Genomic DNA, 22,395 nt, shown 5'->3' with positions numbered 1-22,395 from the left:
GAGTGGAGCGACTGAGCATGGCCTTTGCCAAGCCGGGCTGCGGCCCCTCACCTCGGTTTCGACGACCCAAAAGCCCACCGCAGCGCGCGGGCCAGGCTCTCCACGTACTCCTCACGTCGCTCTAAAGGCTGCCACTTGATCCACGAGGGATGCGGAACCGCCAGCAGCTTCGGACTTGCCGCTCTCGGTTGGCGGCCGGGCGGTGCGGCGAACGGCCATGGCATTGCGTCAGCGTCGGGATAGACGTCGCGGAGCGCTGCCGAAGCGTCCTTCCCGAGACCGACCACCAGACGGGGCTGGATGATCTTCAACTCCCGCAGCAGGTACGGGCGGCAGTTTGCAATTTCGTGGGGGAGCGACGGTCGATTGGCTGGCGGGTGGCAGTGCACCACGTTGGTGGTGAAGATGTCGCTCTTGGTCAGTCCGGCGCGTTCAAGGGCGAGATTGAGGAATCTACCGCTGCCGCCGGTGAACGGGATCTGCGCCCGCATGCACGGTTTGCCGCACAAGCTCTGACCGACAACAACGACTGGTGACTCGGGCGAGCCATAGCCCGGCGCCGCCTGCGTCACATCATGGATGTTCATGCCTTCGCAGCGTTGGCACTGCACGATCTCGGCCTTCACCGCCTCCATCGCCTTTAGCCGACTCCCCATGCGTCGTTCTTACCCGGCGGGGCGGCCAGCCGCGCACGCCTCGCCGAAGTTCAGCGTCGGGCGCTTGTAGGGACACTTGCGCCGTTGAACGCTCGGATCGCGCCGTGGTGATCGGTCGCTGAGAATCTCCGCATGGCACTGGATGCCCCGCTCAACGAAGGTCAGGTCGAGGTTTTGCGCTGGATCAGCGACGGTTGTCCGAACGGTCGGTGGACAAACTCGTCCTACAAGACGACTACGGCAGCGCTTGAATGGCGCGGCCTCGTCACCGTGTCCAAGCGCGGCGGAATCTGGAGCGCGGCGATCCTGCCTGGCCTGCTCGAACGTGACCTCACCGACGATGCCCGGAGCTACACCCACCTGGTGTCAATCATCAACCGTCGGCAGATGGCGCCCGACGACAAACAGGTGATCCTCAACGACTGGGTGAAGCCAGGCTACGTCGTGCTGCGGTTCTCCGACATCACCCGTGATTGGCAGAGCGGACGACTACCGGAACGAGTGAGCAAGCTGCACCCGCTGGTCGCCGAGCTGCGAACGGATAAGCGTCTCGATCACCTCAGCGCGAGTCTGCGTCCGCGAGCCTTCCGACTGCTGCACGCCTTGGTTCGTGAAGCGGAGGCCCGCGGACACACGGTACGGGTCTACAGGCGGCCAAATGGGTACGTGTACGGCGAGCCAATTGGTGGCATCGTTGGGTGCCTGCTTTTCGAGGTGGACGGCATCAAGTGCGCTATTTCCATCTCTGAACCGCAGGACCGCGTGCTGCACGTGGCGACCGAAGTCGAGAAGGCAAAAGCCAAGCGCGACAACTGGTATCGCATCCCGACCCATGACTATGCGAAGTCGGGTCGACTACACATGACCGTCGCGACGGACAGCGGCTACCAAACGAAGATGAGCTGGGAGGACCGTTCGAAACTGGTCCTTGAGCCGCGGCTTTGTGATGTGTTGCCACTATTCGAGCGGTGGGCGGCTCTCCACGCCGAGCGGAAGGAAGCCGAGCGGCTGCGGCAGATCGCCGAGCAAGAGCGCCGGGACCGCGAAGACGAACTGGCCCGCGAAGCGTATGTCCAGCACACACTCGGGCAGCGGCTCGTAGCCGATCTTGATGCTTGGGAACTTGCTCGTCGGCTGCGTGACTACCTCGCGGCACAACGCAGCCGGGTCACCGGCCTGACCGCAGGCGACGAGTGCGCTGCCGCCGAAGAATGGTTGGAATGGTGCGACCGCTACGTGGCCAAGCTCGACCCAGGAGTGCAGCCGATACGCCAGCCAAAGATCAAGGCTCCCGACTACAACGACCTCAGAGAGTTCCGCCAACGCTTGGGCTTCGGGCTGCGTTGGTGAGGAGCACCTGCCCTACCCGATGACGCGCACGGTGCGTCACCATATTTTGTCGGTGCTCCGTGTCACGCTTGGGCGAGGTGTTCGTTCACGCGACGACAGATGCGGAGGCCCGCATGACACAGGGCAAGGCTCGCGTTCACCAGTTGGCGGCCGAGGTCGGCGTCACTGCGAAAGACATCCTCGTGCTGCTAAGTGGGTGGGGCGAATTCTTGAAATCGGCCAGCAGCACGGTCGAGGCGCCGCTCGCTCGAAGGGTGCGCGAGCACTACGCGGCCCGACCACCACGGCCGATCGCAGCTCGCGACTACGGCGTTTCGGCCGGCCCCAGCCGTCCCGTAGTGAGCGATGACAACGATTTCTGGTCTGACCTGGAGAAGGCTCGTCGGCAGAGTCGTCGAACTTCACCGGGTAGCCGCAAGCCGGGCGAGATCGAGGCAGCCCTCTATCGCTGCGTCATTGACCCGGTGCGCACCAGACGTGGCAATTACACGCCTGAGGAGCGGGACCGTGTGGAGCGGTTGTTGCAGCGGTGGCTGGAAACCTGGCTGGACGATATGGCCGACTGGATCAGAGCCAGCGGAGGTCAGCATCCAGATGTCGCAGTGAAACTGTCCGCGGCGGGGCTCACGCCTGCTGACGCCGATCTGCGCCTCGGATTCGGTCGCATCGATCCCACCCGCGACACCATCATCCGGCGGGTCATCAAGGGCACCCTCGGGATCAAGGACGCGGTGAGCCAGGTCAAGGCGTATCGGCGTTCGCAGGCGGCGACTGGCACTGACTGACCTAATGGTCGCGAAGCACGCATAGCTCCAGGCCGACAGGCCACGCCGTCACGGCTGGCCTGTTTCGAACCCGGCGTCGGCAGCGCAGTCTGATTGACTGAGGTGTGCCGATTGCGCGTTTCGAGCTTGTCGAGGAGTACGGCGAAGCTGTGTTGTCGGGCAACGCGGCGTTGTTCATCGGTGCAGGGATTTCTCAAGGTGCGGGGCTTCCAGGTTGGGATGGCCTGCTCGACCCCATCCGCACAAGCTGCAATGTGCCGAAGCACCACGACTACCCCTTGGTGGCTGAGTACATCGCCAACGAGCTAGCCGGCGGAGTCACAGCTCTCCACGACTACATTCTTCAAGAGCTCACCACGGCGCCCTTCCGGCCTGCTCTCAACCACCGCTTGATAGCTCGACTCCGTGTACCGCAAGTGTGGACGACAAACTATGATCCGCTGCTCGAACTGGCAATGACTGCTGCCGGAGAAGGCCACGCTGTCGCGGTGGATGAGCAAACGATCCGGCTAATCGCATCCAATCAGCGCGCAGTGATCAAGATGCATGGCAGCATCAGCGGCGATCCCGCAGGTTGGGATGCACTTCCAGTGATCACTCGGACGGACTACGAGCGCTACGAAATAGATCATCCCCGGATGTGGACTGTCCTCCGGGCAACCTACCTCAGTCGAACGATGCTCTTTCTCGGCTTTAGTTTTGTCGATCCGAATGTCGAGATCTTGTTACGCCTGGCCCGCACGCTGGATACCGCGCCCGGTGACCGGCACGTGGCCGTGCTGAAGACGCCGGACCCACACAAAGCGGACGAGCTTCGACTGCATCAGCTACGCATCGACGACTTCCAGAACAGTGGGATCAGAGTGTGTGAAATCGCAGATTATGGCGAGATCACCGAGATCCTGACGCAGCTGCTTCGTCGGACGCGGCCAGCGCGGCTCTTCGTGTCTGGCAGTGCCGCTGCGGGTACGACAACCGCCGACGAAGACGAGCAAATTCTCGGAGCGTGGTGTTTGGCCATCGCGCGTGAGCTCGATCGCGAAACCGACTGGGAGATCGCATCGCTGCAGGGTCCATCGGGTTGGTTGGTCACCCGTGACGTTGCAGCGCTCCGCCGGATCGAAGGACGGTATGACCCTGCGAAGTTGACTTTTCATTTCCGCAAGAAGTCCGGCCCGCCAGTCCAGCTGCCGGATCGCGTCGGTACTGCAATCTACGCTGATCGCACCCGAGAAGAGCTGGTGGTCGATCTCCTCGATGAGTCCCGCGCCATGCTTGTTGTAAGAGGTGGTTCCAAGACCACCGAGGAGATCGAATGGGCCGTCGCCCGAGACGTGGGGGTAGTGCCGTTGGCGTGCTCGGGCGGCGCCGCGTACGACTACTGGGAGGCCAACCAAACTGCGCCCCCGGGCCTGGGTGCTCGCCCAACGGATACGGGGCTATGGGCACGCCTGAACGACCCCGACCCGGCGAACGCAGCCGAAGCGGCGCACCAATTGCTCGCGCAAGCGATGTACCAGCGATAACACACGCGTCCCGGCCGAGATGTCGGCCCGGTCTCGTACAGTTGGCCATATGGAGCAGGAGTACGTACGGCAGGTCGCGGTCGTGATGGCGTCATTGGAGTTGCTCCCAGCCCAGCCGAGTGATCTCACAGGCGTACTACGGGATCCAGACCAGTTCCATGCCTTGGTCGACACGAACGCCGACTTCTATGAGTCCGAACTCGTCGGCTATTTGCGCGAGAACCTTGATCAAGCCCGAGTTGAGAACTGGCACAAGCAAATTGACCGATTGATAGCCGCTGAGATCGCAGTACCAATCTTGGCGGCAGATGTTCCCAATGCTCCTGTCTACCCGGAGCGATTGGCTCGCTGCTGGGATGCTCCGCCGGTGTTGTTCTCGACTGCTTCCGTCGAGATTGAGGGGCCTTCAGTGGCCATCATCGGAAGTCGCGCTGGTACTGCAGAGGTAATTGCTGACACACACGCCTTGGCTGCCGACCTTGCTGCGACAGGCGTCACAGTTATCTCAGGTCTGGCGGCAGGCGTCGATACCGCGGCACACGAAGGCGCGTTGGCCGCCAATGGTCGCACCATCGCCGTGTTCGGCACGGGCATCACCCGCATCTTTCCTGAGCAGAACGCCGATCTGGCAGACAGAATCCGCCAGACGGGCGCTTTGGTGTCGCAGTTCGCACCATATGCGCCTCGGACGCGTACTTCGTTCTTAAGGCGGAATCATGTGATTGCCGGCCTCAGCGACGTCAGCATCATCATGGCGGGACAAGCGCGCAGCGGCAGTCGCCATGAGATTGAGCAAGCAATGGGGTACGGGCGCAGCGTGATGATGTGGGAACCCGCACTTTCTGACCAGAAGTGGGCCCGCAGACTTGCGGACAATGGTGAGGCAACGTTTTTCTCAGATGCCCACGATGTTCGGCACATGCTCGACAGGCACGACCACTGATCGAAAACCTCGACCCCAAGCTAAGGCAGCTTTCAGACAGCGCGATCGCTGAGCTGGTTGTTCCGCCTGTCGACGGTCGACCGGAAAGCTGTTGGCGATGCCGCACCTGGACGGATTGGGAGTCCGGCGAGTGTTGGAACTGCGCCAAGAATGCCGAGAAGCTCGGCATGCCGGCTGTGCCCCTTGACCTGGTATCGCTTTACATCAAGGAGTCTCAGCTTCGCGAGTGGCTCACGTGCTACAAGGGTCGGGTCGACGGGAGCGAGCCGTTCATTCCCGACTACGTCGATGTGGTCAAAGCGCTGATCGCGCGGTTCTTTTATGAGCACGGAGACCGACTTGTCGCGCGGAGTTCGTTCGACGCCATCACCGTCGTACCGTCATCGGGTCGACCGGGTGCGCACCCTCTCGAAGTGATTCTCAACGATTTGCCTCTGACCGTCCCCGTAGTGACGCTGCTGCGTCGTGGGCCAGGCGAACTGGGGCATAACAAACCCTCGGTGGACGGGTTTGTTCCTTTCGATGCCGAGGCGGATGTGCAGCGTGTACTACTCGTCGATGACGTCGAGACCACGGGCGCTCGTATCAATAGCGCCGCCTGCGCGCTGACGGCAGCAGGCCATGAAGTCGCGGGCGCTTTTGTGGTCGCACGCCGGGTAAATCTCGGCTACAAGGGCACGACCGCATTCTGGGACGATCAAAGGTCGCAGCCGTTCACCTGGGAGCACAGTCCCCTGATCAACCGCCGCCCCGACTGATAGTCCACTAGTACTGCAATCCGTACAGGCGCACTTCTAGCTGCGCAATCGTGAGCGCGGCCAGCATCCGGGCTCCGTCGGGATCGGCCCGGACTGTCGGCAGCAAACGCTCGGTTTCGTCCGCCTCGTAGCAGCCGCCGTGAAGATGGGCGACGAACTCCATCGAGTACGGCGGGGAGCACTCGATGGGAGGGATTGGCGTTCGTGACGCACAGATCCATTCTCGCCGACGCGGTGACCTTCTATTTCCGCAACGTTGTCACACCTGTGACCTAGGCTGTATTTGCATGTCGCTACCGCTCAAAAGTGGTGCTGAGCAGCGGAAACCCATCACAAAGTTGTTATAATGAAAACGATTATCAGTAAAATAGGAGACCACCGCTTGTGGCGCTGAAGAAGTCTGACCTGTATAGCTCACTGTGGAAGAGCTGCGATGAACTGCGCGGCGGGATGGATGCCAGTCAGTACAAGGATTACATCCTCACGCTGCTGTTCGTGAAGTACGTCTCGGACAAAGCCAAGGCCAACTCCAAGAGTCTTACCCGCGTGCCCCAGGGTGGGTCTTTCGACGACATGCTGAAGGCTAGGGGCAACAAAGAGATCGGCGACAAGTTCAACAAGATCATCGCCAAGCTGGCGGACGCCAATGGTCTGCGCAACGTGATCGATCTTGCCGACTTCAACGACCCGGAGAAGCTCGGTAAGGGCCAAGAAATGGTCGACCGGCTAACCAAGCTGGTGTCGATATTCGAAGGTCTGGACTTCCGCGGCTCTCGCGCCGAGGGCGATGATCTGCTGGGTGATGCGTACGAGTACTTAATGCGTCACTTCGCCACCGAATCAGGCAAGAGCAAGGGCCAGTTCTACACGCCAGCGGAGGTGTCGCGGATCTTGGCCAAGGTGGTCGGCATCAATAAGACGACCCGCGCTGACCAAACGGTCTACGACCCCACCTGCGGATCGGGATCGCTGCTGCTCAAAGTTGCTGATGAGGCGCCGCGCGGAATCACGATCTATGGCCAAGAGAAAGACAACGCCACCTGGGCGCTCTCCAAGATGAACATGTGGCTGCACGGTAACGAGGACGCCGAGATCGAGAAGGGCGACACCATCACGAGCCCGCAGTTCACGAAGGGCGCGGAACTTCGCACCTTCGACTTCGCGGTTGCCAATCCACCGTTCTCAGTCAAGTCATGGAACAGCGGCCTGGATAAGGACTACGGGCGATTCGAATACGGCATGCCGCCGGAAAAGAACGGGGACTACGCATTCTTGCTGCATGTGCTCAAGTCGCTCAAAAGCACTGGTAAGGCTGCGGTCATCCTGCCGCACGGCGTGCTGTTCCGCGGCCACGCAGAGGCGGACATTCGCCGCAATCTATTGAAGCGTGGCTTCATCAAGGGAATCATTGGCTTGCCGCCAAATCTGTTCTACGGCACGGGAATCCCCGCATGTATTGTGGTGCTCGATAAGGAAAATGCGGCTGGGCGCACCGGCGTCTTCATGATCGATGCCTCCAAAGGTTTCATGAAGGACGGCCCGAAAAACCGCCTGCGCGCTCAGGACATCCACAAGATCGTCGACACCTTCAACAAGCAGATTGAGATCGACCGCTACTCGCGCATGGTGCCGCTCAAAGAAATCGCTGACGCAAAGAACGGCTTCAACCTCAACATCCCTCGCTACATCGATTCGTCGGAGCCCGAGGATATTCAGGATCTGCACGCGCACCTTCACGGTGGCATCCCCGACCGCGACCTCGACGCGCTGGATGAGTACTGGAAGGCCTTCCCTAGCCTGCGCAGCACCCTGTTTACCGAGAACCGGCCAGGCTACAGCGATCTGGTCATCGACATTGCTGATGTGCAGCAGGCAGTGCTGGAGTCGCCGAAGTTCAAGAAGTTTGCGGCCAAGGTAGATGACATAGTTGATGAATGGTTCGCGGCGCACCGGACACGGCTAGCGAACATCAACGAGGACACGAAGCCGGCCGAGCTGATCGGTGAGATTAGCGAAGACTTGCTGACACGGTTTAAGTCGGTCCCGCTACTGGACGAGTACGACGTCTACGAGCAGCTGATGTCGTACTGGAACGAAACTACGATGCACGACGACGTGTTCATGATCATGAACGACGGGTGGCTTGGTGCAGCTAAGCCCCGCAAGACAATCGAAGACAAGGAGCGCAAGCTGTCCGAAGCTCCCGATCTGATCATCGGCTCGGGACGCAATGCGGCCAAATACAAGATGGATCTCATCCCCCCGTCGCTCATGGTGTCCACGTACTACTACGAAACACAGGACCAGATCAACGAACTGACCGCCGAGGTCGAAGCAGCTGCCCAGGCGATCGAGGAATACGTCGAAGAGCATGCCGTCGAGGATGGAGTGCTGGCGGGAGCGGTGGACGATGACAAGATCACCAAGGCTCTCGCCGCAACACGCCTGCGGGTCGCCAAGCGTGAGAAGTCCGACCCCGATGAGATCAAGGCGCTTGAGCACCTAATCAAGCTCTACGACGCCGAGGCCGCCGCCAAGAAGGCAGTCAAGGACTTGCAGGCCGAACTCGATATGACCGTTCTAAAGGAATACGGCAAGCTCACCGAAGACGATGTGAAGTTCCTTGTATTGGACGAGAAGTGGCACGCCACCATCAAGAGTCGGATTGCCGGTGAGGTGACGTCCCTTACCTATGACCTCGTGGCTCGTATCCAGCAACTTGGTAAGCGGTATGCCCAGACGGTGGGTGCGCTCGATTCGGAACTGGCTGAGCTGGATGCGAAGGTCGCCGCGCATCTGGCGGCAATGGGAGTCAAGCCGTGATGACTGCAACTGGCGCGTGGCCAGCGATGACGCTGGCAGAACTGGGTGGCCAAGTGACGAGTGGGTCGCGAGGATGGGCGAAGTTTTACGCTGACCACGGCCGCCTGTTCGTCCGAATCACTAACCTTCAACGGGACAATATCCATCTCGATCTCACAAATTCCAGGTTTGTCGATATTGACTCCAGCAATGCGGAGGCTCGACGGACACTTCTCGCCCCTGGCGATCTTCTCGTTTCGATCACTGCTGACATCGGAATCATTGGCTACATAGATGACGCCGTGCCGACTCCGGCATATATCAACCAACACATTGCGCGTGTGCGCCTCGACCCGCGGCTTACAGATAGCCGTTTCGTCGCGTACTACTTGGCAAGTTGGGAGCCGCAGCGCCTGTTTGTTGGTGCGACGGATCAGGGCGCAAAAGCTGGCATGAACCTCACGACCGTCGCATCGCTTAAGACGTTGGTTCCGCCCTTGCCAGAGCAGACGCGTATCGCCGACGCTCTAGCTGATGTTGACGAGCAGATCGCAACCCTCGAACGCCTCATTACCAAGAAGCAAGCGGTCAAACAGGGCATGATGCAGCAGCTCCTGACCGGCCGCACGCGCCTGCCTGGGTTCACCCTCTCATGGGAGGACGTTACTCTAAGCAATCTCGCGACTGTCGATGCCGAGGTGTTGCCTGCAAGCACCAATTCGAAGTTGCTGCTCGACTACATCTCACTTGAGAACGTCGACCGTGGAAGGCTGCTCGGCTCTACTCAAGTCGCCTTCAGAGACGCACCGTCAAGGGCGCGGCGGGTTGTCGAACTGAACGATGTGCTCTTTGGGACTGTCCGCCCCAATCTCCAATCACACCTACTTTATACGGGGGAATTGCGTCGCCCCATCGCATCGACAGGTTTCGCGGTGATTCGGACGAACAGGAGCGGGGATCCGGCGTTCGTCTTCAATCTGTTGATGAGCCATCTTACGACTGTTCAGATCGATCGCATCATCGCGGGGTCGAACTACCCCGCAGTGTCGAGCGGCGATGTTCGGAAGCTAGAGTTCTCGGTTCCTTTGATCGACGAGCAGCGAGCAATCGCTGGAGTCCTGACGGACGCCGAGGCGGAGCTTGAGATACTCCGAAGTCGCCTCGACAAAGCTCGCGACGTCAAAGCCGGCATGATGCAGGAGCTGCTCACCGGTCGAACTCGTCTGCCTGTGGAGGTTGCGTCATGAGTGACGTCGGCCAGCCAGAACGCGCTACGCAGAGCCGCGTCGTCAAGCTGTTTGCCGAACGGCTGGGCTATGATTACCAAGGCAATTGGGCGCACAATGACAACAACTCAAATATTAGCGAAGGCCTGCTGGCGCAGAACTTGCGGGCACGTGGTTACGGCGACGACCTCATCACGAAGGCGATTCAACAGCTACAAAAAGCAGCAGCTGTGGGGGCGGGGCACGATCTGTATGAAGCCAACCGGGAGGTATACGGGCTGCTCCGCTACGGAGCCAAGGTCAAACGTGGTGTCGGCGAGAACACCGAGACCGTCAAGCTGATCGAGTGGGACAACGCTGAGGCCAATCATTTTGTCGTGGCCGAGGAAGTCACGGTGCTGGGCCAGCACACCAAGCGCCCGGATGTCGTGCTGTATGTCAACGGCATTGCTTTGGCGACGTTGGAGCTCAAGCGATCCCGCGTGGCAGTGAGCGAAGGCATCCGCCAGACGATCGGCAACCAGAAGCCCGAGTTCATCCGGCCGTTCTTCTCTACCGTGCAGCTGGTGTTCGCAGGCAACGACGTGGAGGGCTTGCACTACGGCGTGATCGACACGCCCGAAAAGTATTGGATGCAGTGGCGGCTGATCAAGGACATCGACGACCAGCAGAGAGCACAGCTTGAACGGGACAGTGCGGGTGTCGAGGGGCTGCTCGACGTGCCACTTGCCCAAGTGTGCAACAAGGAGCGCTTCCTCGATATCGTCCACAACTTCATCGTCTTTGATGCGGGTGTGAAGAAGACGTGTCGGCCAAACCAGTACTTCGGCGTCAAGGCAGCGCAGACGCGAATCGCCACACGCGAGGGCGGTGTCATCTGGCACACCCAGGGGTCAGGCAAGAGCTTGACGATGGTATGGCTGGCCAAGTGGATTCGGGAACATCAGGACGATGCGAGGGTTCTGTTGATCACCGACCGCACCGAGCTGGATGACCAGATCGAAGAAGTGTTCAAAGGCGTCAGCGAGAAGATCTACCGCACGGCAAGCGGCGCTGACTTGATCGATACGTTGAACTCATCAGAGGAGTGGCTGGTCTGCTCGCTGGTGCATAAGTTCCGCAGCGGTGATAGCGACAAGGATTCCGATGATGCTGGCGACGAGTTCATCGCCGAGCTGAAAGCTAAGGTACCTCAGGGATTTGAAGCTAAGGGCAATCTGTTCGTGTTCGTGGACGAAGCGCACCGCACGCAGTCGGGCAAGATGCACGCCGCTATGAAGCAGCTGCTGCCGAGCGCAATGTTCATCGGATTTACCGGCACGCCTTTGCTCAAAAGGGACAAGGCGACCAGTATCGAGACGTTCGGCACCTTCATCCACACGTACAAATTCGATGAAGCAGTCGAGGACGGCGTGGTACTAGATCTCCGATACGAGGCGCGCAGTATCGACCAGCAATTGGTCGCACCCGAAAAGATCGATCAGTGGTTCGACATCAAGACAAAGGGAATGACCGATCTCTCCAAGGCTGAGCTCAAGAAGCGTTGGGGCACAATCCAAAAGGTCGTGTCTGCGGAGCCACGGGCGCGGCAGATCGTCCAGGACATCCTGCTAGATATGGCGATCAAGCCGCGGCTGATGGATGGACGTGGCAACGCCCTGCTCGTGTGTGAGAGTGTTTACCAGGCAACAAAATTCTACGAACTGTTCGTATCCGCCGGGTTCAAGGGCAAGTGCGCCATTGTTACCAGCTACACGCCGAGCGCCAGCGACATTGCCAAGGAAGACTCTGGTGAGGGCAAAACCGAGGCGATCCGCAAGTACGACACCTACCGCAGGATGCTGGCCGACTATTTCGGTGAGTCGGAAGATGCGGCAATGAGCAAGGTCGAGCAGTTCGAGGATGAAGTCAAAGAGAAGTTCGTCAAAGAGCCTGGCCAGATGCGGCTCTTGATTGTGGTCGACAAGCTGCTGACCGGATTCGACGCCCCGAGTGCCACCTATCTCTACATCGACAAGAAGATGCAGGACCACGGGCTGTTTCAAGCCATTTGCCGTGTCAACCGTCTGGATGGCGACGATAAGGACTACGGCTACGTCGTCGACTATCGGGACCTGTTCAACTCCCTGCAGTCCGCCGTTCACGACTACACGTCCGGCGCTCTCGATGGGTACGACAAGCAGGACGTCGAAGGATTATTGACAGACCGTATCGAGCAAGCGCGTGAGGACTTGGACGAAGCGCTGGAGCGTATTCGTGGGATTGTCGAAGCTGTCGAGCGTCCGAAGAACACGCTGCAGTATCAACAGTATTTCTGCGCGATGGAGCCGGGAAACATCGAGCAACTCAAGGCTAATGAGTACAAGCGGGTTGAGCTGTATAGGGCCGTTGCGGCGGTGACGCGCGCATACGCCAACCTCGCCGATGACATGGCAGCAGCCGGGTACAGCGAAGCCCAGGCCGAAGCAATCCGTAGCGAGATCGAACTCTATGCGGCAGTTCGTGCTGAGGTGAAGCTTGGTGCCGGGGAAGACATTGACTTCAAGCAGTATGAAGCCGGGATGCGCAATTTGCTCGATACGTACATCAGCGCCAGCCCGTCTGAAGTTGTGTCGAACTTCCAAGATGCTGGCCTGATTCAATTGATCGTTAAGCTGGGGAAGGGCGCGATTGCCAAGCTCCCGAGCGGGATTCAGAAAGACCCCAAGGCCGTGGCTGAGACGATCGTGAACAACATGCGCAAAGTCATCATTGACGAGCGCCCGACCAATCCCAAGTACTACGAGTCGATGAGCAAGCTGCTCGATGACATTCTGGAGTTGCGCCGCCAGGAGGCACTCGAATATGAGGCGTACCTGGCGAGGCTGCTCGAATTGGCGACCACCCTCGGCACCAAGGAACCGCTGAATGATTATCCCGACGCGATTGACACCGACGCCAAGCGTGCCCTGTATGACTCATTGGGTCGTGACGAGGAGCTTGCCATTGCGGTTGACCGGGCTGTACGTGACCACAAGCGGGCTGACTGGATTGGCAACCCATTGCGCGAGCGCAGAGTGGAAAACGCGATTATCGAGGTGCTTCCCGACGGGTTCGATGCAGAACGACTAGAAGAACTAATGAAACTGGTGACGGCACAACGTGACTACATCTAGCGCCTACCTCACCATCCGCGGCATCGATGTCGATGTCGTCTATAAGGACATCAAGAACCTGCACATAGGGGTCTATCCGCCCATGGGCCGCGTTCGTGTCGCTGCGCCGAAGCGCCTCGACGACGAACAGGTTCGGATGGCAGTAGTGCAACGGTTAACTTGGATCAAGCGCCAGCGAGAACAGTTGCGGTCAACGGCACGTCAGTCTGAGCGTGCGATGGAGACCGGTGAGTCGCACTATGTTTGGGGCCTACGACGCCGGCTGAAAGTGATAGAACGACCAGGCCGGGCGCACCTTGAAATTGAAGGTGACCGGTTGCTGCTTTATGTGCCAGCGCATACCACAGCCGATCGCCGTCGCAAGCATCTGGACAGCTGGTACCGGGCGCAGTTACGTGAGGCTCTGCCTGATCTGATTTCCAAGTGGGAGCAGAGGCTCGATGTCGAAGTCCCACAGTGGACGATCCGGCGCATGAAAACCAAATGGGGATCATGCAATCGGGAGACGCGGCACATCTCATTCAACGTCGAACTAGCTAAGAAGCATCCAGAGTGTTTGGAGTACATCGTTGTCCATGAGATGACGCACTATCTGGAGCGCAATCACGGCATCCGTTTCACGACACTCATGGATAGCTTCATGCCCGACTGGCGCTCTCGCCGCGACCGACTCAACGAATCGCCACTAGCGGACGAGGTTTGGACTGACGGCGCATGACGACTGCGCGCGGCTGGCTCGATGAGTTGACTGCGTATTACACGCCGTCTTCAACCCAGTTCGATGGAGCTCGTAGTCACCGCTTCGCGATCGAAGCTCGTCTCGATACGTACGTCGGCCTGCCCGGTGATCACCGGCATGGCGGCGCGGGAGGCCGCCTGGCCGGCGGCTCGCGGGTGGGCAGCGGTTCGACGACGGTCTCGTCGATGAGGGCGGGCGAAGAACTCCTGATCGGCTTCGGCAAACTCCCGGAAGTGAGGCTCTTGCCCTTAAGGCGAAGGTAGCCCGGGGAACACTGCTGTGACCGATAGTTGGACAGGCTGTAGGCCGCAGTAGCCCGGTTCGGCCGCCGACGCAGGGTATCGGGGTCGAGTTATGCAAAATGGCGACCGCGATTTGTCCGGTGTGACGGATAGGATTCTGACTATGGGAAGGCCGACCCACGCGATGGTGTACACCGGCGGCAGTGCGGCGACGATGGCCGCCGGCGCCGGACCTCTACAATTTCTCGGCCCGCTGCGACAGCTAGACGGCACTGACCGCTGGTACTTGACGTTCTTCGCACTGCCCGAGGGCAAGCGCTTCGAAGAAATCCGCAACCAGGCGACCGAGCATTACCTTCAGGCTGCGGGTAGCGCCGACGCCATGATGCTCGACATCCGCAAGGCTGGCGGGACGCAATGGGGAGCCAACTGGGTCCGGTATGTGATCGGCCATCCCCATACCGGGGAACAGCCCTTGGACGTGGCAATCTCCTTGCCCAAGGGTGACGAGATGGTGAGGGCGACTGAGGTTTTTGACGCCGAGGAAGCAGCGCAACTTTTCATGAGCTATCACAGGACAGGTGACATTCCCCCGGGGTACGAGTTGAGGCCGGTGGAGGGCTACACCGCGGACGGGGGAATCATCGATCTGCGAGACGTCGCTGCACGAGGTTAGGCCAGCCCACTCGGATCGACGATTCCCTGTTCGGCCATCCTCCGGCGAAGCTCCTGTCCGAGTACCCGTAGGGCCGGGTCCCCACTGTCGATCATCTGCTGCGGTGTCAGCTGTGTTCCCCACCCGGGCAGTGAAGGTGCCTCGGTTGCGGGGACGACACCCTCGACGTTCGCGCCCGAGCCGGGAGCGAGGGGTCCCGGGGGCACGGGCTGGTTGGGAGCGCCAGGCGCGGCGCCCTCGACTGGTGACAGCGCTGGGCTTTCCGTCTGTGCTGACGGTGGCTTCCACCCTTCCGGCGGGTAGATAGTCTGAGCATCAACGATAGTGATTTCGCGCCCGTCGAGTACCGCGGTGGCTGGGCGGCCGGGGGTGACGGCGTCGTCGAAGCGCTCTTGGTTCGGCCGGCTGCCGCGTTCGTTGGTCTTAGCCTCAATCCCAATGTATTCATCGGGATTGCCGGTCGGCTCGAGTCCGTCGTAGTAGCGCTGTTGCGGTTCACCGGTCTCGGGATTCTTCACGTCAGGATGGGTCGCGCGTACCTGTTGACGAGTGATAGGGACGCCAGTTTGTTTCTCACGTTCGTCGAGCGCGGCCTTCTCGGCGGCCTTGCCGTCGCCACTATTGCCAGGACCGTAGGTGCCGTCGGCGCTGCGGTTCGGATAATCAGGGTGCGGATCTTTCGGGTTCGGCTGTCCGCCGCTTTCAGTGCCGTCAGTGTCGTCGGCGCCAGTCTGTCCGTCTTCGCCGGTGTCCGAGGATGTCTCATCGGGTTCGTTGCTGACGGCCTGAATCGTCGGGTCTCGCGAAGCGCCTTCGCCGTCGAACTGGATCCCTGCCAGGTCCACGGCTGTGGCTTGCAGTCGCTGTTCGACTTGTGTGTCCGTGGCCACGAGCCGCTCGGCATTCCAGCGGATATCTTCGGCGTGCTCGACCGCGGCCGTATGCCGCGCGGCCATCGTCTCAATGTCGGGCGGGCGGGTGTCGGTCACCGACAAGTCGTCACCGACTCGGAATCCGTCGTCCTCGGCTGCGGTGATCGCGGCTATCACGTCGCCTTTGGCCGCGGTGATGTCGGTAACACCGTTCTCAGCGATGCGAGCGGCCCCGCGAAGAATGGTGCTTTGTTGGCTCACGACTCCGATGTCGGCGGCTACGCGGCTTAGTGCAGCGTCTTTGGCATCGCCGGTCCACAATGTGCCGCCCGGGGTTGCGATGTTCTGTCTGTGCTGATCGAAAGCGTCCTCGGAGGCGGTCGCTGCGGTTCGCCAGGTGCTGGCGGCATCAGTGAGGTGTGTGGTGCTCCACGCCTCGATTTCTGAGCGGGTCAGCACAGCGGCGGGCGATGCCGCGGGGGTCACACCGACACCGAGGTGATCGCGTCGGCCCCCTCCGCATCGGTGGTGTCATAGAGGGCACCGCTGGATGTCAGATCGCCAGCTTGGCCACTGATCCGGCTGGACTGGCGCTGACGTACCGCCGCCAGCGCGGCGTAAACAGCGGTCACCCCGGTGCCGCTGGGCTGCGAGGATGCAGAGCCGCAAATTGCGGGGCTGGCAAGGGTCGTTGCCGCGAGCGTGCTGTTGGCAGCTGCGGACCGCAGGCCCGCGGTGTCGACGTGAAGTTCGTTCGGCATGTCATCCCCCCAGTCGGCGAACACCCTGGTCGCGACCCTATCGCAGGATCTGCACTGGCATGTGCGCCAGTTTCACGGCGGAGGGGCCACTACGGATATCCTCCTTCGTCCCGCCAGCTCCGGCGACCGATCGCGTAGCATGCGCAATCAGGACACTGCCAAAACCGGACACGGTCAGTGCGGCGGAAAACTGGGGCGACCGGGATTCGGCCTGGCCGGCCGTGGCGGCGCAGCTGCGCGGCACCGTCGGCTGCGCGGACCGGGCGACGCTGCTGGCCACCGCGGCGCTCGCCCTCGATCAGGTGGACCGGGTGATCCGGGCGGTCCGCGAATCCGGGGATGCGCGGCGGCCAGCCGATCCGCCCCCGACGCTGGACACCACCCTCGAATTCGACGTCCGGCGGCACTCCATCGTGGCCCGGCGGTGGTCGCGTCATCCGCACTGCACCTGCTGAAAACGATTGTTGCCAGTTGGTGACGGGCCGTTCAGCTGAGTCGTGGATGATGGACTGGTGGCTGACATCAAACGCGGGCGCGCCGCCCGTAATGCGAAGCTCGCGAGCCTGCCCGTCGGCATGGCGGGCCGGGCCGCACTCGGTTTCGGCAAGCGGCTGACCGGCAAGTCGCGCGATGAGGTCAACGCCGAACTGATGGACAAGGCCGCCCGGCAGCTGTTCACCGTGCTCGGTGACCTCAAGGGCGGAGCGATGAAGGTCGGCCAGGCGCTGTCCGTCATGGAGGCCGCGATCCCCGAGCAGTACGGCAAGCCCTACCGCGAGGCGCTGACCAAGCTGCAACGGGAGGCCCCGCCGCTGCCCGCGGCCAAGGTGCACCGGGTGCTCGACGGCCAGCTCGGCACCAAGTGGCGCCAGCGGTTCACCTCGTTCGACGACCAGCCCGTCGCCTCGGCCAGCATCGGCCAGGTGCACAAGGCCGTGTGGGCCGACGGCCGCGAGGTGGCCGTCAAGATCCAGTACCCCGGCGCCGACGAGGCGCTGCGCGCCGACCTCAAGACGATGCAGCGGATGACCGGCGTGCTCAAGCAGCTCGCTCCCGGCGCCGACGTCGACGGTGTGGTCGACGAGCTCATCGAGCGCACCGAGATGGAACTGGACTACCGGCTCGAAGCCGACAACCAGCGCGCCTTCGCCAAGGCCTACGAGGACGACCCGAAGTTCGTCATCCCCCGCATCGTCGCCAGCGCGCCGAAGGTGCTGATCGCCGAATGGATCGACGGCATCCCGATGTCGCAGATCATCCGCGAGGGCAGCACCGAGGAGCGCGACCTGATGGGCACCCGGCTGGCGGAGCTGACCTACAGCGCGCCGCAGCGGCTGGACATGATGCACGGCGACGCCCACCCCGGGAACTTCATGCTGCTGCCGAACGGCCGGATGGGTGTCATCGACTTCGGCGCCGTCGCTCCTCTGCCCGGCGGGCTGCCCGTCGAGCTGGGTCAGATCATGCGTTTCGCGTTGGACGACGACTACGACAACCTGATCGCCACCATGGAGAAGATCGGTTTCATCCAGCCCGGCGAGAAGGTGTCGGTCCAGGACGTCGACGACATGCTGCGCCAGTACGTGGAACCGCTGCAGGCCGGGACCTTCCACTTCACCCGCAGGTGGCTGCAGAAGATGACCGCCGTGCAGCTGGACAAGTCGGTCGCCCAGATCAAGACGGCCAGGCAGATGGACATCCCCGCCAAGCTCGCCATCCCGATGCGGGTGATCGCCTCATCGGTGGCGATCTCGTGTCAGCTCGACGCCCATGTGCCCGTCAAAGCCATTGCGACGGAGCTGGTTCCGGGATTCGCCGACGCAGCATGACCGTCCGGGGCGCCCGGCGGCGGCACTAGGCCGCCGCCGGGTTTCCCTCGGTGTTCTTGCGCGGACGCCCACGCGGCCGCTTGCGCGCGACGACGGTGCCACGGTCGAGGATCTCCCCGCCCCACACACCCCACGGCTCCTGCCGTTCCAGCGCGGCGTTCAGGCACTCGCGCCGGATCGGGCAGTCGGCGCACAGTGCCTTGGCCCGTTCGAGGTCAGCCGGACTCTCGGCGAACCACATGTCGGGGTCGTTGAGATGACATGGCACTGCCGGCAGCTTCCGCTCGAGGCACATACCCTGCGACATCAGTTGATTCCTGCTTCCTGGTCGTTGTTTCCTCGGCCATCTGATTTCTGATGGATCTGGGACCAGGTGCTCGGATCATCTCCGAAAAAACTCTGGCCACGGATCCGGTGACTGCGGGTCCGTGGCCATGTGGCGTGTCGAAGGCGTACCTAGGTGGTGCCCCGATTCACGGACGGACGAGTCGCGGTGGCGGCGCGGCGCTTGCGCGGCGCCGGAATGGCGGCGGCAGGCCACGCCGCAATAGCGGCGGCGGCTGCCGCGGACGCGTGATACGCCGCCCCAGCGCAGGTGCCGGCGACGACATGGAGGGTCCGCGACATGCCGGCAACGCCTACACCGACAAACGCGTTCGTGTTGCTGATCATGATCCGGGCACCCTCCTTCCGACTCGTCGCCCAACGTGTGATTCGAGGCTAAGCCTAACAGCGCAGCCGCACAACCTATTTTCTACCTGCGCTTTTGGCGGAATCTTTGCGATTCCTGGCCGCCTTCAGCCCCTCTCGCGCACCAGGGCCAGCACGTCGGGCCCATACTGCTCCAACTTGCGTGCACCGATGCCCGGAATCGCCACCAGCGCGGCGTCATCGGTGGGCAGCGTCTCGGCGATGGCGATCAACGTGTTGTCGGTGAAGACCACGTAGGCGGGGACTTTCAACTCCTTGGACGTCTGCAGCCGCCACTCCTTGAGCCGCCCGAGCAGTTCCTCGTCGAGGTCGGACGGACAGGACTCGCAGCGGCGCAACATGATCGCCGGTGGAGTGGTCAGCGCGCCGTTGCAGACCCGGCATCGCGGCGTTGCGCCCTTCTGGCGACGGGGCCGACCGGGAGCGGTGTCCGACGAGGCCTGCGGTGCGAGGCCGTTGAGGAACCGCGACGGCCGCCTGCCCTGCCTGCCGCCCGGTGCGCGGGCCAGCGCCCAGCTCAGGGCGAGGTGCACGCGCGCCCTGGTGATGCCCACGTAGAGCAGGCGGCGTTCCTCCTCGACGGGTTCACTGTCGGGGCCGTGGGTCAGAGCGTGCGAGATCGGCAGCGTGCCGTCGGCGAGCCCGACCAGGAAGACCGCGTCCCACTCCAGCCCCTTGGCGGCGTGCAGCGACGCCAGCGTGACGCCCTGCACCACCGGCGGATGCCGGGAGTCGGCGCGCTGACGCAGCTCGACGACCAGGGCGCGCAGGTCCAGATGCGGCCGCAGCGCCACCTCTTCGTCGACCAGTTCGGCCAGCGCGGCGAGCGCCTCCCAGCGTTCGCGCGCCCGGACGCCCGCGGGCGCCTCGGCCGTCAGCCCGAGTGGTTCGAGCAGGCCGCGCACCACCTCACCGAGCCCGGCGCCGGCCCCGTCGTCCTCGGCCCGCTCCGCGGCGCGCTGCAGTGCCAGCAGGGCCTGACGGATCTCCTGGCGGCTGAAGAAGCCCTCGCCGCCGCGCACCTGGAAGGCCACGCCGGCCTCGGTGAGCGCCTCCTCGTAGACCTCCGACTGGGCGTTGATGCGGTACAGCACCGCGATCTCGGCCGGGGAGGTGCCGGACTCGATGAGCCGGGCGATGGCCTTGGCGACGGCGGTCGCCTCGGCGACCTCGTCGGGATGCTCGGAGAACGTCGGTTCGGGGCCGGGTGGCCGCTGCCCGACCAGGTGCAGCTTGCTGCCCGCGATGCGCCCGCGCGCGCCGGCGATCACCCGGTTGGCCAGCGACACCACCTGCGGGGTGGACCGGTAGTCGCGTTCGAGGCGCACGACCGCGGCCTCGGGGTGCCGCCGGGAGAAGTCGAGCAGGTAGCGGGGTGTGGCGCCGGTGAACGAGTAGATGGTCTGGTTGGCGTCGCCGACCACGGTGACGTCGTCGCGGGAACCGAGCCAGGCGTCGAGCACCCGCTGCTGCAGCGGCGTGACGTCCTGGTACTCGTCGACCACGAAACAGCGGTAGCGGTCCCGGAACTCCTGGGCGACCGCCGCGTCGTTCTCGATCGCGGCAGCGGTGTGCAGCAGCAGGTCGTCGAAGTCGAGCAGCGCGGCGTCGTCGTTGCGGGCCTTGAGCGCCTCGTAGCCGGCGTACACCGCGGCGATGCGGGCGGCGTCGAACGGGATGTCGCGGCCGATCTCGGCGACGGCGGCGGCGTAGCCCTCCGGGCTGATCAGCGACGCCTTCGCCCATTCGATCTCACCGGCGAGGTCACGCACGTCGTCGGTGGAGGACTGCATCCCGGCCCGGTTCGCCGACTGCGCCACCACCGAGAACTTGCTGTCGAGCAGCCGCCAGCCGGTGTCGCCGACCACCCGCGGCCAGAAGTACTGCAGCTGGCGGCGCGCCGCGGCGTGGAACGTCATCGCCTGCACCGGGGCGGTGCTGGCGTCGGAGTCCTGATCCAGTGCGCGCAACCGGGCGCGCATCTCGCCGGCCGCCCGTGAGGTGAACGTCACGGCCAGCACCTGGCCCGGCGCCACGTGGCCGGCGGCCACCAGGTAGGCGATGCGCCGGGTGATGGTCCTGGTCTTGCCCGTGCCTGCGCCCGCCAGTACGCACACCGGGCCGCGGGGAGCGAGCACGGCTTCGCGCTGCTCGTCGTCGAGGTCGGTGAGCAGCGGCTCGAGCGACGAGCGGGCCTCTACCGACATGCGGTCCATCTTGACAGGGCGGTGTGACAAAAGCCCGGCGCAGTGCCGGGCATGTTCGGCGCATCGGTTAGGTTGAATCCGTTATGACTGCTTCCGATACCGCCACGTTGACCATGTACACCACCACGTGGTGTGGGTACTGCTCGCGGCTCAAGACCGCCCTGAGGTCCGAGGGGATCTCCTGGAGCGAGGTCGACATCGAGGCCGATCCGGCCGCCGCCGAGTTCGTCGGCTCGGTGAACGGCGGGAACCACGTCGTGCCCACGGTCAAGTTCCCCGACGGTTCGACGCTGACGAACCCGAGCATCAAGGACGTCAAGGCCAAACTGGCCGGATAACCGACGGCGCGCAGTCGCGAAGTGCCCCGACACGCGGCGCGACGCGCGCAATGTGCGTCTGCTCGCGGACGTCAGTCCTGGGCCGCCCAGGACTCGATGATCTCCCTGGCGATCGAGATCGAGCCGGGCAGCAGCAGCCGTGACGGCGAGCGGCTGTTCCAGTCCCCGTGCTCGAGCGCGTCGCGGATCTCGGCCCGGGTGAACCACCCCGCCTCGGCGATCTCCCCGTCGTTGTAGGAGAACTCCTGCTCGGGGTCGCCGATCGCGTGGAAGCCCACCATCAGCGAGCGCGGGAACGGCCACGGCTGGCTGCCCAGGTACTCCACGTCGGTGACCGTCAGCCCGACCTCCTCGGCGATCTCGCGGACCACACACGCCTCGAACGACTCGCCCGCCTCGACGAAGCCGGCGAGGATGGAGAACAACCGTTCCGGCCACACCGTCTGGCGGGCCAGCACCGCGCGGTCGTGGCCGTCGTGCACCAGGCAGATCACCGCCGGGTCGATGCGCGGGAACTCCTCGTGGCCGGTCAGCGGATTCGACCGGCCCCAGCCGGCCTTGATGGGCCGGGTCGGGGCGCCGTCGACCGGACTGAAGCGGGCGCTGTCGTGCCAGTTGAGCAGCGCGGTGGCGGTCGAGACGAGCTGGGCGCTGACGTCGTCGAAGATGTGCCCCGCGCGACGCAGGTCGAGCACCTCCACCGGTTCGTCGCCCTCGGGCGGCTCCAACTCGCCGCGCACCGCCCAGACGTGCCTGCCGTCGTCGAGGCGGCCGAGGAAGACCGCGTCGGCCGGCGGCGCGTCGGCCAGCGCCGCGGCC

At 62.9% G+C, this 22,395-nt stretch carries 19 protein-coding genes and 2 pseudogenes; 14 read left to right on the top strand and 7 right to left on the bottom strand.

Features of this window, described 5'->3' with window-relative positions; translation table 11 throughout:
• Positions 1–47 precede the first annotated feature (47 nt).
• Positions 48–635 carry a uracil-DNA glycosylase gene (locus Q2100_RS09835; RefSeq protein WP_302913896.1) on the bottom strand — a complete coding sequence of 196 codons (588 nt, stop codon included), beginning with the start codon at positions 633–635 and terminating at the stop codon, positions 48–50.
• A 153-nt stretch (positions 636–788) separates the two neighbouring features.
• On the opposite strand from Q2100_RS09835, the gene Q2100_RS09830 reads away from it, so the two are divergent.
• The 5 genes and pseudogenes from Q2100_RS09830 (at position 789) to Q2100_RS09810 (ending at position 6,018) form a co-directional block, all read left to right on the top strand.
• The gene (locus Q2100_RS09830; protein WP_302913895.1) at positions 789–2,006 is read left to right on the top strand and encodes a hypothetical protein; all 1,218 of its coding nucleotides are present in this window, start codon (positions 789–791) and stop codon (positions 2,004–2,006) included.
• A 113-nt stretch (positions 2,007–2,119) separates the two neighbouring features.
• Positions 2,120–2,270, top strand: a pseudogene (locus Q2100_RS09825) (translation initiation factor IF-2 N-terminal domain-containing protein); the annotation flags it as partial.
• 625 nt (positions 2,271–2,895) lie between these two features.
• Positions 2,896–4,317: an SIR2 family protein gene (locus Q2100_RS09820; protein ID WP_302913894.1), complete on the top strand. Its 1,422-nt coding sequence runs from the start codon at positions 2,896–2,898 to the stop codon at positions 4,315–4,317.
• A gap of 49 nt (positions 4,318–4,366) precedes the next feature.
• Positions 4,367–5,260 carry a DNA-processing protein DprA gene (locus Q2100_RS09815; protein ID WP_302913893.1) on the top strand — a complete coding sequence of 298 codons (894 nt, stop codon included), beginning with the start codon at positions 4,367–4,369 and terminating at the stop codon, positions 5,258–5,260.
• A 167-nt stretch (positions 5,261–5,427) separates the two neighbouring features.
• Positions 5,428–6,018 (top strand): amidophosphoribosyltransferase, encoded by a 591-nt coding sequence (locus Q2100_RS09810; protein ID WP_302913892.1) that lies wholly within the window; start codon positions 5,428–5,430, stop codon positions 6,016–6,018.
• Between the two features lie 7 nt (positions 6,019–6,025).
• On the opposite strand, the gene Q2100_RS09805 is transcribed toward Q2100_RS09810, so the two are convergent.
• Positions 6,026–6,181, bottom strand: a complete 156-nt coding sequence (locus Q2100_RS09805; RefSeq protein WP_302913891.1) for a hypothetical protein — start codon at positions 6,179–6,181, stop codon at positions 6,026–6,028.
• A 221-nt stretch (positions 6,182–6,402) separates the two neighbouring features.
• On the opposite strand from Q2100_RS09805, the gene Q2100_RS09800 reads away from it, so the two are divergent.
• The 6 genes from Q2100_RS09800 (at position 6,403) to Q2100_RS09775 (ending at position 14,858) form a co-directional block, all read left to right on the top strand.
• Positions 6,403–8,841 carry a type I restriction-modification system subunit M gene (locus Q2100_RS09800; RefSeq protein ID WP_302913890.1) on the top strand — a complete coding sequence of 813 codons (2,439 nt, stop codon included), beginning with the start codon at positions 6,403–6,405 and terminating at the stop codon, positions 8,839–8,841.
• 26 nt (positions 8,842–8,867) lie between these two features.
• Positions 8,868–10,067 (top strand): restriction endonuclease subunit S, encoded by a 1,200-nt coding sequence (locus Q2100_RS09795; RefSeq protein ID WP_302913889.1) that lies wholly within the window; start codon positions 8,868–8,870, stop codon positions 10,065–10,067.
• Positions 10,064–13,201 (top strand): type I restriction endonuclease subunit R, encoded by a 3,138-nt coding sequence (locus Q2100_RS09790; RefSeq protein WP_302913888.1) that lies wholly within the window; start codon positions 10,064–10,066, stop codon positions 13,199–13,201. Before Q2100_RS09795 ends, Q2100_RS09790 begins: the two co-directional genes overlap by 4 nt.
• Positions 13,188–13,919: a M48 family metallopeptidase gene (locus Q2100_RS09785; RefSeq protein ID WP_302913887.1), complete on the top strand. Its 732-nt coding sequence runs from the start codon at positions 13,188–13,190 to the stop codon at positions 13,917–13,919. Before Q2100_RS09790 ends, Q2100_RS09785 begins: the two co-directional genes overlap by 14 nt.
• Positions 13,916–14,203: a hypothetical protein gene (locus Q2100_RS09780; protein WP_302913886.1), complete on the top strand. Its 288-nt coding sequence runs from the start codon at positions 13,916–13,918 to the stop codon at positions 14,201–14,203. The genes Q2100_RS09785 and Q2100_RS09780 overlap by 4 nt, the downstream gene beginning before the upstream one ends.
• Before the next feature lie 142 nt (positions 14,204–14,345).
• Positions 14,346–14,858, top strand: a complete 513-nt coding sequence (locus Q2100_RS09775) for a hypothetical protein (protein ID WP_302913885.1) — start codon at positions 14,346–14,348, stop codon at positions 14,856–14,858.
• On the opposite strand, the gene Q2100_RS09770 is transcribed toward Q2100_RS09775, so the two are convergent.
• Complete coding sequence (locus Q2100_RS09770; protein ID WP_302913884.1) at positions 14,855–16,216, bottom strand: hypothetical protein; 1,362 nt, start codon at positions 16,214–16,216, stop codon at positions 14,855–14,857. The two genes, Q2100_RS09775 and Q2100_RS09770, sit on opposite strands and share 4 nt — an antisense overlap.
• Positions 16,213–16,515 carry a hypothetical protein gene (locus tag Q2100_RS09765; protein ID WP_302913883.1) on the bottom strand — a complete coding sequence of 101 codons (303 nt, stop codon included), beginning with the start codon at positions 16,513–16,515 and terminating at the stop codon, positions 16,213–16,215. Before Q2100_RS09765 ends, Q2100_RS09770 begins: the two co-directional genes overlap by 4 nt.
• Before the next feature lie 173 nt (positions 16,516–16,688).
• Between Q2100_RS09765 and Q2100_RS09760 the strand changes: the two are divergent.
• Positions 16,689–16,946, top strand: a pseudogene (locus Q2100_RS09760) (cyclodehydratase); the annotation flags it as partial.
• 42 nt (positions 16,947–16,988) lie between these two features.
• Positions 16,989–18,320 carry a macrolide-binding ATPase MABP-1 gene (locus tag Q2100_RS09755; protein ID WP_302913882.1) on the top strand — a complete coding sequence of 444 codons (1,332 nt, stop codon included), beginning with the start codon at positions 16,989–16,991 and terminating at the stop codon, positions 18,318–18,320.
• Between the two features lie 25 nt (positions 18,321–18,345).
• Here Q2100_RS09755 and Q2100_RS09750 read toward each other — a convergent pair whose 3' ends face one another.
• Positions 18,346–18,627: a WhiB family transcriptional regulator gene (locus tag Q2100_RS09750; RefSeq protein WP_264013562.1), complete on the bottom strand. Its 282-nt coding sequence runs from the start codon at positions 18,625–18,627 to the stop codon at positions 18,346–18,348.
• 490 nt (positions 18,628–19,117) lie between these two features.
• Positions 19,118–21,247, bottom strand: a complete 2,130-nt coding sequence (locus Q2100_RS09745) for an ATP-dependent DNA helicase UvrD2 (protein WP_302913881.1) — start codon at positions 21,245–21,247, stop codon at positions 19,118–19,120.
• 74 nt (positions 21,248–21,321) lie between these two features.
• On the opposite strand from Q2100_RS09745, the gene mrx1 reads away from it, so the two are divergent.
• The gene (gene mrx1, locus Q2100_RS09740) at positions 21,322–21,576 is read left to right on the top strand and encodes a mycoredoxin Mrx1 (protein WP_264013559.1); all 255 of its coding nucleotides are present in this window, start codon (positions 21,322–21,324) and stop codon (positions 21,574–21,576) included.
• Positions 21,577–21,647: 71 nt separating this feature from the next.
• Here the strand turns inward: mrx1 and nudC are convergent.
• A partial coding sequence (gene nudC / locus Q2100_RS09735; protein WP_302913880.1) for an NAD(+) diphosphatase occupies positions 21,648–22,395 on the bottom strand: 748 nt, incomplete at its 5' end.

It is taken from the genome of Mycolicibacterium arseniciresistens, from assembly GCF_030519285.1.
GTDB classification, from domain to species: domain Bacteria; phylum Actinomycetota; class Actinomycetes; order Mycobacteriales; family Mycobacteriaceae; genus Mycobacterium; species Mycobacterium arseniciresistens.
Note: the sequence above shows the minus strand (reverse complement) of the source record. Positions and strands in the feature narration are given on the sequence as shown.

Excerpts from the sequence above, each read along its gene's own strand:
- Q2100_RS09775 (WP_302913885.1), top strand. The coding sequence starts at position 14,346 with ATGGGAAGGCCGACCCACGCGATGGTGTACACCGGCGGCAGTGCGGCG.
- Q2100_RS09750 (WP_264013562.1), bottom strand. The coding sequence starts at position 18,627 with ATGTCGCAGGGTATGTGCCTCGAGCGGAAGCTGCCGGCAGTGCCATGT.
- Q2100_RS09830 (WP_302913895.1), top strand. The coding sequence starts at position 789 with ATGGCACTGGATGCCCCGCTCAACGAAGGTCAGGTCGAGGTTTTGCGC.
- Q2100_RS09790 (WP_302913888.1), top strand. The coding sequence starts at position 10,064 with ATGAGTGACGTCGGCCAGCCAGAACGCGCTACGCAGAGCCGCGTCGTC.
- Q2100_RS09745 (WP_302913881.1), bottom strand. The coding sequence starts at position 21,247 with ATGGACCGCATGTCGGTAGAGGCCCGCTCGTCGCTCGAGCCGCTGCTC.
- Q2100_RS09805 (WP_302913891.1), bottom strand. The coding sequence starts at position 6,181 with ATGGAGTTCGTCGCCCATCTTCACGGCGGCTGCTACGAGGCGGACGAA.
- mrx1 (WP_264013559.1), top strand. The coding sequence starts at position 21,322 with ATGACTGCTTCCGATACCGCCACGTTGACCATGTACACCACCACGTGG.
- Q2100_RS09815 (WP_302913893.1), top strand. The coding sequence starts at position 4,367 with ATGGAGCAGGAGTACGTACGGCAGGTCGCGGTCGTGATGGCGTCATTG.
- Q2100_RS09780 (WP_302913886.1), top strand. The coding sequence starts at position 13,916 with ATGACGACTGCGCGCGGCTGGCTCGATGAGTTGACTGCGTATTACACG.
- Q2100_RS09835 (WP_302913896.1), bottom strand. The coding sequence starts at position 635 with ATGGAGGCGGTGAAGGCCGAGATCGTGCAGTGCCAACGCTGCGAAGGC.
- Q2100_RS09810 (WP_302913892.1), top strand. The coding sequence starts at position 5,428 with ATGCCGGCTGTGCCCCTTGACCTGGTATCGCTTTACATCAAGGAGTCT.
- Q2100_RS09795 (WP_302913889.1), top strand. The coding sequence starts at position 8,868 with ATGACGCTGGCAGAACTGGGTGGCCAAGTGACGAGTGGGTCGCGAGGA.